The sequence below is a fragment of the Bacillus sp. JJ1532 genome, assembly GCF_036965085.1.
Lineage (GTDB): Bacteria > Bacillota > Bacilli > Bacillales > Cytobacillaceae > Cytobacillus.
The window spans coordinates 135,513-148,333 of record NZ_JBALOW010000045.1; the positions used below are offsets into that span (position 1 = coordinate 135,513).

Below are 12,821 nucleotides of genomic sequence, written 5' to 3' on the forward strand. Positions count from 1 at the left end.
CGACAAGCATAAGACGAGCTGGCGGGAAGGTTGTACTTTAACCTTCCTGACAGATTGGCTTATGACCTCGAGGTCGACAAAAACGCAACGTCCTCCCAAAAGCTTCACTTTTGGTCGTGCTATGTGTCGCTGACGAAGTTTTCCTTGTCCTGTCGCATTGTCGACACTATTACGTCCTGTACGTCTGGGCTAGGCGCTGAAGCTAGCCGAAAAAAATAGCAATCGGTAAATTCTCCGATTGCTTTAGCTTTTGTGTATGTTAAGGAAACTTTATGCATCTATATTTAAATCACATTTATTAAGAAAAGAATCAGTCATCTCGTTTGACCGTAATTCTTTCTCTGCAAACATTTCTTTCAATGCTTTAACCATTGTCGTTCCAATGCCTTGATGCCTATGTGAAGGGTTGACTGAAATATGCTCAATCATAGCTGAATCATCCAGAAATGAAACGCCAATTAAGCCGATAATATCGTCCCCTTCCTTCCATAGAAATAATTGCCTGTTTTCAGCTGTTTCATATTGCTTCATAGTCTGCTGTAAAACCTTCAGATCCTTTTCATTTGGCATAAACGATAAAAGTCCCATAGCAATTTTTTCAAAAGCCTTTTTATATCGAATTAACATATTATCCCTCATTATTAGTAAAACATAGTGTTGACCTGCCGTTTTTGCGTGTACTCCGTTTTACTTATGCGATATTTTTATTGGAATCTCTTTTACATGCGAATTCCATATTATCACGATGATGATTAGTCTTTTCTGCATGTTAGCTTAGTTTCATTCATGCAAATTTTGCTCAAATTTCTTATTTCTATCCCTATTTTCCCCAAAAATTATTCATTTCAAACTTATTAATAATATATGTATTAAATCTCCCTTTGCTCCCTCACAAATGCTATTTTCCACTATCCTTCTCAATTTCAATTTTCGAAATGGATTCACTTTGATGGAACAATAACGAACCAATAAAAAAGCCCCCATGCTAGGCTGCCTATTAAGAATAAAACGAAAAGAAGCCAATTATTTTTCTTCATATACCCTAAGTTGCCCCTCCTAAAGAAATCTAAAAAACTATGGACAACTTCATTTTACACGATAGAGAACATTATTTCCATGCCACATACTGAAAATAAAGTAAAGCTGCCTTTAAATGGCAGCTTTAATTATTAATTTTTTGTTTAATTGAAAGATCCATTCTAATTAAATCCTCATATGTTTCCCGTTTCACAACAAGCTTCGCTTCCCCATTCTCGACAAATACAACAGCAGGTCTTGGGAGACGATTATAGTTATTAGCCATAGCATACCCATAAGCACCTGTACAAAATACAGCTAATAAATCATCACTATCAGATTTTGGAAGAGGTAAATCCCAAATAAGCATGTCACCTGATTCACAACACTTCCCTGCAATTGATACAGTTTCCTCTGTTTTTTCATGTACCCTATTAGCTAACACGGCCTCATATTTCGCCTGATATAGAGCAGGTCGAATATTATCGCTCATCCCGCCATCTACTGCCACATATTGACGAACATTTGGGACTTCTTTTCTTGATCCAATTTTGTAAAGAGTAGTTCCAGCATCCCCAACTAAAGATCTTCCCGGCTCAATCCATATTTCAGGCATCTTCATGGAATAATTTTCTGCCTGCTTTTTCACTTCTTCAATAATTTCGGCTACATATTGGGCCGCTGGCAGAGGCTTGTCCTCATCCGTATAGCGAATCCCGAATCCGCCTCCTAAGTTTAAAACCTTAGACTCATAGGAGAAGGCTTCCTTCCAATCATGCAGTTTTTCAAAAAGCTTCTTAGCCGCTAAAATAAAGCCTGTTGTTTCAAATATTTGCGACCCGATATGACAATGAAGTCCAAGTACTTCTATTCTCTCAAATTGAAGCGCCATATTAAGAGCCTTTTCTGCTTGCCCATTTTGCAAATCAAAACCAAATTTCGAATCTGCTTGACCTGTTAAAATATAATCATGAGTATGTGCTTCTATCCCTGGGGTTACTCTTAATAATATTTTTGTGTCCATTTTCAATAATTCGCAAAGGGAATTTAATAATTCCAGCTCATAAAAGTTATCAACAACTATACAGCCGATCTCGTGCTTCAGTGCCATTTCAAGTTCTTCTTTGCTTTTATTATTTCCGTGAAAATGAATACGCTCTCTCGGAAAATCAGCTGCCAAAGCTGTATATAATTCACCGCCTGAAACAACATCTAATGATAGACCTTCTTCCTCTGCAAGCTGAACCATCGCAATAGTTGAAAAGGCCTTGCTAGCATAAGCAACCTGAGCAGGTACTTTTAAGTTTTCGAATGTTTGCTTAAAGCCCCTTGCCCGCTCTCTTATTAACGATACATCATAAATATATAATGGTGTTCCATATTTCTCAGCAAGTTCAACCGTGTCTACTCCGCCTATTTCAAGATGACCCTTAGTATTAACCTTTGATGTGCCATGTAAATACATAATTTCCCCTCTTCCTAAAAGCACAGCTGTATACATGCCTTAGATATTATTTTATTCACTTACAACGAGGCTTGATAATCATATCCGCCATTCTCTTCTTTTTTAGCTTTAGCATCATTCTTTAGAAATAAATAGACAGAATTCTACATGAGAAACTGTCTTTTTTAATATCCTATTGGAAATATTACAAATACTTTAACATAAATACAAGCTAATCACAATCGCAATGACTAGGCCGCTTTATTATTTTTTCGCAGATTTGTTCAACTTTTAACAGTGGGGGATGAAGGCCGACTAAGTTCGCCACTGCCTAATGTCTTCGTTAGCACTTACACACCTAATGCATCGGAACTCCCACCACTGATTGAAGTTTCACTTTATTACTGCCTAACACGATCCCTAGGGCGGTTAATACTTGGACGAAGCTTCGATCCTGGTACCGCCCTGCGAACAATAATCTGCAGTAGTGCTTTTGGATAAAATGGAATGAATGGCCATAAATAAGGTGTATTCAGCGGCTTTTTGCTTGCAAGCCAAATGATGAATAATGTAATTGAGACGATTAATCCTGGTCCATGGAAAATGGCTACCGCGATTAATAAACAAAGCCTTGTTATTTTATTGGCAATACTTAATTCGTAACTTGGAGTCGTATAGGTTCCAATGGCTGCTAATGATACATAAAGGATTACTTCTGGGACAAATAATCCAACATCAATCGCAATTTGCCCAATCAACACAGCGGCAATTAATCCCATGGCCGTGGCAAGTGGGGTCGGTGTATGAATAGCTGCCATCCGTAGAATCTCTATACCAAAATCAGCTAGAAATATTTGTACGATAATCGGAACGTTTGTTTTTTCATTTGGCCCAATAAATGAAAGACTTTCCGGCAAAAGTGACGGCTCCAAAGCAAATAAAAACCATAGCGGTAACAGAAACAAGGAGGAAAATATGCCAATAAAGCGCATCCAGCGTTCAAAAGTCCCAACAGCGGGTGACTGTCTATATTCTTCCGCATGCTGCATATGATAGAAATACGTTGTCGGTGTGATAATGACACTTGGTGATGTATCCACATATACGAGAACATGACCTTCGAGTAAATGTGTTGCAGCAACATCTGCTCGTTCTGTATAACGAACATACGGGAAAGGATCATATCCTTGTTTGAAAAGAAATTCTTCTACTGTTTTATCAGCCATCGGGATCCCATCAATTTTTATATTTTCAATTTCCTTCCTGATTATATTAATTAAATCAGGGTCGGCAATATCTCTAATATACCCGATGGCAACATCTGTTTTGGACCTTTCACCAACAGCTGTAATTTCAAAGCGAAGTCTTTCATCTTTAATCCTTCTTCTTGTTAAGGCTGTATTCAAAATAATGTTCTCGACAAAACCATCCCGAGATCCGCGGATGACCTTTTCTGTATCCGGTTCTTGCGGTGACCTCCCTGGATAGCTGCGAACATCAACGACAAATGCGGTCATTTCTCCCTCAATGACAACAACAATTAATCCAGATAGTACTTGATCTACAAGTTCATCCATTGTCTTTATTTTTTCTACAGCATCATGGACTAGGCGGTTTTCAACAATTTCAAAAATTTTTGAGGATTGTTTTTCATGATCATTAATCTCAACTAGTTCTTCGATTAATTGAACGATGATCAGTGAGTCGGTTAAGCCATTTACATAATACAAATGCACATCTTTGCGAAGAATTTTCAGCTTTCTTATCCCTAAATCGAAGCTTACACCGAGCCCAATTCGTTCTTCCATATATTTTTCAATTTTATCTAATGATTCAGGAATAGGCATTTTATTCTGCATCTTGTTGTCTGACACGATAACCGCTCCTTTCCATAATAAGCTCAATAGCTTTCCTCGTTATTGGAGACCCTTTATCAAGGTCATCCATTTTTGCCATTTTTCCAATATCTCCAATTCCAACAATGATTGGAACATTTAGTTCATCAAGGCAATAAACAGTGTCACCATTTAGCCTGCCAATATCCATTTCAGGCAGCCCATATTTGTCCACACCATATGGAGTTAATCCCCCTTCTCGGTCAATGCAGACATTTACTCTCGTCCATTCAGCCTGCCTCGTCTTGGCTGCAACCGCAACAATTCCCAACACCTCAATATCTTCATGGCAAGCTACATACTTTAAGGCCTTTTCTCCCGCTCCTTCTCCTTCGAAGCCACTATCATCAAACATAACTATAACTGGATCATGAGAAGCTTTTTTTATCAGTTTAACGATTGCAGGACCACTTAATACTGTGGGATTCCCGTGGGATAATGAGATGCATCTTCCGCCTATTTCCTTTGCCACATATTCAATAGACCTTCTAGCATAGTCATCCCCATCTGTTACTAAAATCACGCTTCTCCTATCATCCATATTTATTGTTCCTTTCATTGTGGTATGGTCTATTATTTATCAACAAAATACACCCATTGATATAAGGACCCAAAGATCTTCCCGAAAACAATCGCCATTAATAAAATGACAATTTGTCCGTCAACTCCAATTCTTTTTGCAAGAATTGGGAGTACATTTAATACTTCTGTTAACGCTGCGGCAACCATTCCTACAAATACGCCTGAGGCTAAACCAATGGGTAATAAAAGGTACGGAGTAAGGGTTAAAATGGGGTCCCATAAAGTAGCCGCTGCACCAATAACAGCCCCTAACACAATTGCCCACTCATAAAAACGTACCATTTTCATCGTTTTAGTAAGCTGTGTCAGTCTTGGGATAATGCCAAATACAGTTAAAAACGCTACGAAGCCTGAGCCTACTGCTAAACCACCGGCAAGTCCAATAAAAACAACTATAATCACATTAATGGTCGTCAATATTTTTCATACTTTCTTTGTTTTGATGCATAGATATATAGTTGTCTAAATCCATTTGATAATTAAACATCTCCACTTCCAGCGGGCTCGGTTCTTCATTTAGACGCTTTTTAAATAAATGGTTAAAAAAAAGAATCATTCCTGCACCTAAACCAATCGAATATGGAATTTGGAAAATTAACGGCTTTGAATCGACTTCCCCAGTCATTATCGTATAAATCCGCTGCTGAACAATCTGCATGCTTACATCCTCATGGAAATTCATGATTGTCAATGCAGCACCGAAAAATAATAAGAGCCAAACAATAAAAAATAGCGGAATGGAAATCTTTCGTTTTTTTGCAATCACTTCAACGATTACTTGTGATGGCCCTACTGTTTGAATCTCAACTTCAGGATGTTGTTTAATGATCTCCCGGATTACTTTCATTACATCTACTACGATCATATTTTGATCCTTTTCACTCACCTCATAAACTTTTAAATTTCTTAATTGGGCGTAAATCTGTTCATCGGCAATGATCTGCGCAATGTCCTTTACAAAAATGGAGGCTCGCGGTCGAACTTGCAATCGATGTCTCAATCGAATATAAACCGTTTGTTCCATTTTTCTCACTTCCTACATATAAATTTCCTTATATATGTAGTATGAGTTACATATATTGACTTCATGATTACCAATATTTAGATGCATAAAAGTACAAATGCACTGGAGCTTGACGTGAAAAAACCGTATGGATCATACGTCCATACGGTCTTTCATTTGCTGAAGTATTTTTTTCTCTAGCCTTGAAACTTGAACTTGTGAAATCCCAAGTCTCGCAGCAACCTCTGATTGGGTCTGGTCTTTGTAATAACGTAAGTAAACGATTAACCTTTCCCTTTCATCTAAATCATTAATGGCTTCTTTTAAGGCAATTTTATCGAACCATTTCCCTTCATTGCCATCGTCAATTTGATCAAGCAATGTAATCGGATCTCCATCATTTTCATATACGGTTTCATGGATGGACGAAGGGGTTCGTCCAGCTTCCTGCGCAAGAATAATATCCTCTGGTGGAATATCAAGAAACTCGGAAAGTTCATTGACTGTTGGGATGCGGCCAAGTGATTTTGATAACTCATCTTTCGCCTTCCGGATTTTATTCCCCATCTCTTTAAGAGACCGGCTCACTTTCACTGTTCCATCATCGCGAATAAATCGCTGGATTTCTCCAATAATCATTGGCACCGCATACGTTGAGAACTTAACATCATAGCTTAAATCGAATTTATCAACAGACTTTAGCAATCCAATACATCCGATTTGGAAGAGATCATCTGGTTCATATCCCCTGTTTAAAAAGCGCTGGACAACAGACCATACGAGACGCATGTTCTTTTGAACAATCGTATCCCGTGCACTCTGATCCCCATCCTGGCTCTTTTTAATAAGATCCTTCACTTCATAATCCTTCAAAAATGCTTGGCCTTTATCAGCTTTTACCTCCACATCCATAGCAAGACTCCTTAATTACACAGCATTTTACTATTTGATAAATGCTTTCTTAATCGGATCTCTGTGCCTTTCCCCGGTTGCGATTGAATTTCGATTTCATCCATAAAGTTTTCCATAATCGTAAAGCCCATACCTGATCTTTCTAGCTCAGGCTTCGTTGTAAATAATGGCTGACGTGCCTCTTCCACATCCATAATCCCTGATCCTTCATCCCTAATAGACATATCAATAAAGCCGTCCTCCATTTTAACGGTTATATAAACCATTCCATTTGGATCCTGTTCATAGCCATGAATAATCGCATTTGTAACTGCTTCAGAAACAACGGTCTTTATTTCAGTTAATTCATCCATTGTTGGGTCTAGCTGGGTAATAAATGCAGCAACAGTTACACGGGCAAATGATTCATTTTGGCTTAATGCACTAAACTGAATATGCATTTCATTTTTCATATTAGGCAACCCCCAGTCTTTGCAAAGCAAATTCTTCAGTCGGTTCTAAGCGAATAATCTTAAATAACCCCGACATTTCGAATAATCTTTGTACGGCTGGAGAAATTGCACAAACAACCATTTCACCATGATGCTGTTTAATTTGTTTATACCGGCCCAGAATAACACCTAGTCCTGAGCTGTCCATAAATGAAAGCTGCTCAAGATTTAATACAATATGGTGGATATCATAATCTTCAATTGCCTTCGTCGCTTGTTCACGCAGCTCATCAGCTGAATGATGATCTAATTCCCCGCTAAGACGAATACATAAGACATCTCTTTTTACTTCTAAATTAATCGAAAGACTCACTATTATAGCCTCCTTATCTAGTCTCTAGTGAGTCCAATTCGATATTCTAACTCGCATTTCCTTCCTTAAGACAAAACTAGTGCTTATTCGCTAAAAGTAGAAGGCATATAGTTATTTTCGACATATTAGCTATTATCCTGCTCTTGTAAACATTCCAATGGACCGTTTATACAAAGTCCACCAGTTCGCTTCCTTGCTGGCTTCTTTTGCTACAAGAGGGCTTTCCACTAATGTTTTTCCGTCTTGAATGAGCTTTAAAGTACCGACCTTATCTCCTTTTTTAATGGGTGCCTTTAAATTCTTGTCCAAAACGATAGATTGTTTAATATTTTCAATGTTTTCGCCTTTTTTCGTTAATAAGGAGATCGGTTCGCTTGTAAGAGCTTCAATCTTTTTCTTTTCACCTTTGCTTACAGCCACATGACCTAGAGCTATGTTTCTTTTAAACATAGGGTGGGTTTTGTATTGACTAAAAGCATAGTCCAGCATTTTTGTAACTTGTGCATTACGTTCCTTAGATGTAGGCGCTCCAAACACAACAGCTATGACTCGCATCCCGTCTTTTTGTGCTGTTGCTGTTAAGCAATATTTAGCTTCATTTGTAAATCCAGTCTTTAGTCCATCAACACCTGGGTAGAAACGAACTAGCCTGTTCGTATTGACGAGCCAAAACTTTTTATCTGAGCCTTCACGCAAGTATGATTCATAGGTACTAGTAAATTTAGTTATATCTTCATATTTAAGAAGTTCTTTAGCCATAATTGCCATATCATGAGCAGTACTGAAATCCTTTTTACCAGGCAGTCCAGTGGCTGATTTAAATTCGGTATTCTTTAACCCGAGTTCATTTGCCTTTTTGTTCATTTGCTTGACAAATTCTTCCTCAGAACCTGCAAGCCTTTCTGCCATGGCAACAGATGCATCATTTCCAGATGCAATCGCAATCCCTTCTAACATCTGCTTCGTTGTCATTTCCTCACCAGGCTCAAGGAAAATTTGGGAACCTCCCATTGAAGCTGCATATTCACTCGTACGAATTTTTTCATCCATGGAAAGCTTTCCATTATCAATTGCTTCCATGATTAGGAGCATGGTCATAACCTTTGTCATGCTTGCGGGCGGAAGTTTTTCATCACTGTTTTTTTCATATAGCACTGTCCCTGTGTCGCGCTCAATTAAAATAGCAGACTTCACATTTTGGACAAGATCTACCTCACTTTCTCTAGCTAAAGCAGATGGTACAAAGGCAGATGCTAATAAAAAGGACATCACCATTATAGAGATTATTCGTTTCATCACATAACCCTCCATTCTTTATAGGCTCCATCCTTTCCAATTGGAGGGAAATTATACAACTCGTTCCATACTAAAATGAATATTTTCTTCAGTGATCGGATAATTTATAAATTTGGATCAATCATTACTTATTAAACATAAAAAACGCCAGGGAAATTAGTTCCACTGACGCTTCTATTTTTCAGTTCTTATTCAGTTATTTCTTCATGAATTAATACTGGTGGGGTTACTTTATTCTCAGATATCCTTATATTCTCATATAGCTTTTTTGTAATCTCTGAAATATTTTCGAAGTTACTATAAATGGTTACGAGCGAATCGCCTTTTTTTACTTGGTCGCCAATTTTTTTGCGAAGAATTAGACCAACAGCAAGATCGATAACAGACTCCTTCGTTGCTCTTCCCGCTCCAAGAAGCATAGCCGCTGTTCCAATTTCATCTGCGACCATTTCAGATACATAGCCATCTTCCGTTGCTTCCAGTTCAAAAGTATACTTCGCCTGTGGAAGCATGTCTGGATTATCAACAACGGCCCCATCCCCGCCTTGCGCGGTTAAAAAGGTTTTAAAGACATTTAATGCAGTCCCATCCTTTATGGCACCCTCCAGCATGGTACGTGCTTCCTCCAGTGTATTAGCCTTTTTAGCTAAATAAACCATATAGCTTCCTAAAGTCAGGCATAGTTCAGTTAAATCCTCTGGACCTTCCCCTTTAAGCGTATCAATAGCTTCCTTCACTTCCAATGCATTTCCGATTGCATACCCGAGCGGCTGGCTCATATCAGATATGATTGCCATTGTATTTCTGCCAACATTGTTACCAATCTGAACCATCGCCTTTGCGAGCTCCCTTGAGTCATCAAGTGTTTTCATGAAAGCTCCGGCGCCGGTTTTGACATCAAGAACAATGGCATCCGCACCAGCCGCGATTTTTTTACTCATAATGGAGCCTGCGATTAGCGGAATGCTATTCACTGTAGCCGTTACATCACGAAGAGCATATAGCTTTTTATCAGCAGGTGTTAAATTCCCGCTTTGTCCAATGACAGCAATTTTATTTGTATTGACAAGATTTATAAACTCTTCGTTCTCCAGTTCCACATGGAAACCATTGACTGATTCCAGCTTATCAATCGTTCCGCCCGTATGTCCGAGACCTCTGCCAGACATTTTTGCTACGGGAACGCCTACCGCTGCAACGAGTGGTCCTAATACTAGCGTTGTTGTATCCCCAACTCCACCCGTTGAATGCTTATCTACCTTTATTCCTTCAATTTTTGATAAATCGATTTGATCCCCTGACTGTACCATAGCCATAGTTAGATCGGCTCTTTCCTTTTCAGTCATATCTTGAAAATAAATCGCCATCATTAGGGCACTTGCTTGATAGTCAGGAATAGATCCATCCGTATATCCCTGAATGAAAAATTGAATTTCTTCAGAAGAAAGCTCTTTTCCGTCTCGTTTGTTTTCAATAATATCAATCATTCTCATTTTTAATCACCGATCCGTTTTCATAATTTCATGGGTAATGCGAAAGTTTAATTTGGTAAAATTAATTTTTTGTTCCCATCTCTGCGACAATTTCTTTTACATACTGCAGAAAATGAGTCTTCACTTTCTCTGTAGTCTCAATAACCTCTTCATGGTTAAGCGGCTGATCTAAGATTCCGGCTGCCATATTCGAAATACATGAAATTCCGAGCACTTTCAATCCTGCATGCCTTGCCACTATTACCTCAGGAACGGTTGACATTCCTACAGCATCCCCGCCCATAGTACGGAGCATGCGGACTTCAGCAGGAGTTTCATAGGTCGGGCCTGTATTTCCAACATACACACCTTCTTGAATGGACAAGTTTAATTTTTCGGCCATTTTTCTTGCAAGCATTCTCAGCTCTTTAGAGTATGCTTCTGACATATCAGGAAAACGTACCCCCATCTGAGAATCATTTGGACCAATTAATGGATTATTCCCCATGTTATTAATGTGATCAGAAATAAGCATTAAATCCCCCGGCGAGTATGTTTCATTTACTCCGCCGGCAGCATTAGTCACAATTAATTGCTTAATTCCAAGCTCCTTCATGACTCTTACCGGAAATGTTACTTTATCGAAGCTATATCCTTCATAATAGTGAAAACGGCCTTGCATAACTGCAACGGGAACTCCATTTAATAAGCCAAAGACTAGATTTCCTGCATGGCCTTCTACCGTGGAAACTGGAAAATTAGGAATTTCATTGTATGGAATTTTTAAGGCGTCTTCTACTTCATCTCCTAATACACCTAATCCTGAACCAAGAATAAGGCCAATTAATGGCTGCTGCTTATATTTTCCTTTTAAAAATTGTGCAGCCTGCTGAATTTTTTGATAATCCATTTTCACTTTTCCTCCTATTTTAATTCTGTTAAGAAACTTCTTCCATTTGCTGGCATTTTAACTTGGAAATTTTCTGCAACGGTAGCACCGATATCCGCAAAGGTTTTCCTAATCGGAAGCTCTTTACCTTCTTCCATATTTTTTTCATAAACTAAGAGTGGCACAAATTCTCTCGTATGATCTGTTCCATGATGGACGGGATCGTTTCCATGATCTGCTGTAATAATTAATAAATCATGCTCTTGCATTTTGGCAAATACTTCAGGAAGGCGCTCGTCATATTCTTCAAGCGCTTTGCCATAGCCTATTGGATCACGCCGATGTCCATAAAGTGCATCAAAATCAACAAGATTAAGGAAGCTTAAGCCTGTAAAATCCATATCGAATGATTGCAATAACTTATCCATGCCGTCCATATTTGAAACCGTGCGCAGTGATTCAGTTACCCCTTCTCCATCAAATATATCGGAAATTTTTCCAATCGCAATAACATCCAATCCTGCATCCTTTAGCTCAGACATAACTGTCCGTTCAAATGGCTTTAGCGCATAATCATGACGATTAGAAGTTCTTTGGAAATTTCCTGGCTTGCCAGTAAAAGGTCTGGCAATCACTCTGCCGACCATATATTTTTCATCTAAAGTTAATTCGCGGGCAATTTTGCAAATCCGATATTGCTCCTCAATCGGAATAATTTCTTCATGGGCCGCAATTTGCAAAACGGAATCAGCTGAAGTATAAACGATGAGAGCCCCTGTTTTCATATGCTCTTCCCCAAGCTCTACCATAATTTCCGTTCCGCTTGCTGGTTTATTGCCAATCACCTTTCTTCCTGTACGTGATTCTAATTCGGATATGAGCTCTTCTGGAAAGCCATTAGGAAAAACTTGAAATGGAGTTTGAATATTTAGGCCCATTATTTCCCAGTGACCTGTCATTGTGTCCTTTCCATTCGACGCTTCCTGCATTTTTGTATAAAAAGCAAGCGGATTTTCAGCTTTTTTAACTCCTTTAATTTCACGGATATTACTAAGACCAAGCTTTGCCATGTTCGACATCTTTAGTCCATTCATTTTATCTGCAATATGACCTAGTGTATCTGCACCGATATCCCCAAATTTTTCTGCATCAGGCGCTTCACCAATCCCTACAGAATCCATGACGATGACGAATATTCTTTTATACGCAAATGATGACATATTCATTCCTCCTAATTTCATGAATGCGGTTACAACGAAATTCGATTTATTTTGTTTTTTTACTATATTTAAGGTTACCCTTTCTTAATTGTGATTAACACAATTTTTCTTCTCATACGTCAGAAGTCTGACTTCTATATTTTACATAAGGGAAGCAAAAAATAAAAGAAAAAAGCTGCCAATTACTATGACAGCTTATTGATCTATAGGTTTATCGCAGATTAACGGGCTGTAAGACCCCCTCTTCAAGAAGTTGAGTTAAACAAAAATTTCTAAGTGGGGGATCA

13 protein-coding genes are annotated in these 12,821 nt (G+C 38.5%); all 13 read right to left on the minus strand.

Features of this window, described 5'->3' with window-relative positions:
* Nucleotides 1-270: 270 nt before the first annotated feature.
* Nucleotides 271-627 carry a GNAT family N-acetyltransferase gene (locus tag V7122_RS16060; protein WP_335346736.1) on the minus strand — a complete coding sequence of 119 codons (357 nt, stop codon included), beginning with the start codon at nucleotides 625-627 and terminating at the stop codon, nucleotides 271-273.
* Between the two features lie 535 nt (nucleotides 628-1,162).
* Nucleotides 1,163-2,482 carry a diaminopimelate decarboxylase gene (gene lysA, locus V7122_RS16065; protein ID WP_335353841.1) on the minus strand — a complete coding sequence of 440 codons (1,320 nt, stop codon included), beginning with the start codon at nucleotides 2,480-2,482 and terminating at the stop codon, nucleotides 1,163-1,165.
* Between the two features lie 380 nt (nucleotides 2,483-2,862).
* Complete coding sequence (locus V7122_RS16070; protein ID WP_335346742.1) at nucleotides 2,863-4,320, minus strand: spore germination protein; 1,458 nt, start codon at nucleotides 4,318-4,320, stop codon at nucleotides 2,863-2,865.
* Nucleotides 4,310-4,897: a stage V sporulation protein AE gene (locus V7122_RS16075; protein ID WP_335346738.1), complete on the minus strand. Its 588-nt coding sequence runs from the start codon at nucleotides 4,895-4,897 to the stop codon at nucleotides 4,310-4,312. Before V7122_RS16075 ends, V7122_RS16070 begins: the two co-directional genes overlap by 11 nt.
* A gap of 32 nt (nucleotides 4,898-4,929) precedes the next feature.
* Nucleotides 4,930-5,355 (minus strand): stage V sporulation protein AB, encoded by a 426-nt coding sequence (locus V7122_RS16080; RefSeq protein WP_335346739.1) that lies wholly within the window; start codon nucleotides 5,353-5,355, stop codon nucleotides 4,930-4,932.
* The gene (locus tag V7122_RS16085) at nucleotides 5,342-5,962 is read right to left on the minus strand and encodes a stage V sporulation protein AA (protein ID WP_335353840.1); all 621 of its coding nucleotides are present in this window, start codon (nucleotides 5,960-5,962) and stop codon (nucleotides 5,342-5,344) included. Before V7122_RS16085 ends, V7122_RS16080 begins: the two co-directional genes overlap by 14 nt.
* A gap of 132 nt (nucleotides 5,963-6,094) precedes the next feature.
* The gene (gene sigF / locus V7122_RS16090; RefSeq protein ID WP_335347390.1) at nucleotides 6,095-6,853 is read right to left on the minus strand and encodes an RNA polymerase sporulation sigma factor SigF; all 759 of its coding nucleotides are present in this window, start codon (nucleotides 6,851-6,853) and stop codon (nucleotides 6,095-6,097) included.
* A gap of 11 nt (nucleotides 6,854-6,864) precedes the next feature.
* Entirely contained in the window at nucleotides 6,865-7,305 is a 441-nt protein-coding gene (gene spoIIAB, locus V7122_RS16095) for an anti-sigma F factor (protein ID WP_335347391.1), read from the minus strand.
* Between the two features lies 1 nt (nucleotide 7,306).
* Nucleotides 7,307-7,657, minus strand: a complete 351-nt coding sequence (gene spoIIAA / locus V7122_RS16100; RefSeq protein WP_335347392.1) for an anti-sigma F factor antagonist — start codon at nucleotides 7,655-7,657, stop codon at nucleotides 7,307-7,309.
* A 132-nt stretch (nucleotides 7,658-7,789) separates the two neighbouring features.
* Entirely contained in the window at nucleotides 7,790-8,953 is a 1,164-nt protein-coding gene (locus tag V7122_RS16105) for a D-alanyl-D-alanine carboxypeptidase family protein (RefSeq protein WP_335347393.1), read from the minus strand.
* A gap of 188 nt (nucleotides 8,954-9,141) precedes the next feature.
* Entirely contained in the window at nucleotides 9,142-10,446 is a 1,305-nt protein-coding gene (locus V7122_RS16110; RefSeq protein ID WP_335353838.1) for a pyrimidine-nucleoside phosphorylase, read from the minus strand.
* A 61-nt stretch (nucleotides 10,447-10,507) separates the two neighbouring features.
* Nucleotides 10,508-11,335 carry a purine-nucleoside phosphorylase gene (locus V7122_RS16115; protein WP_335347395.1) on the minus strand — a complete coding sequence of 276 codons (828 nt, stop codon included), beginning with the start codon at nucleotides 11,333-11,335 and terminating at the stop codon, nucleotides 10,508-10,510.
* Between the two features lie 14 nt (nucleotides 11,336-11,349).
* A complete protein-coding gene (gene deoB, locus V7122_RS16120) occupies nucleotides 11,350-12,534 on the minus strand; it encodes a phosphopentomutase (RefSeq protein WP_335527550.1) in 1,185 nt (394 codons plus the stop codon).
* Between the last annotated feature and the right edge of the window lie 287 nt (nucleotides 12,535-12,821).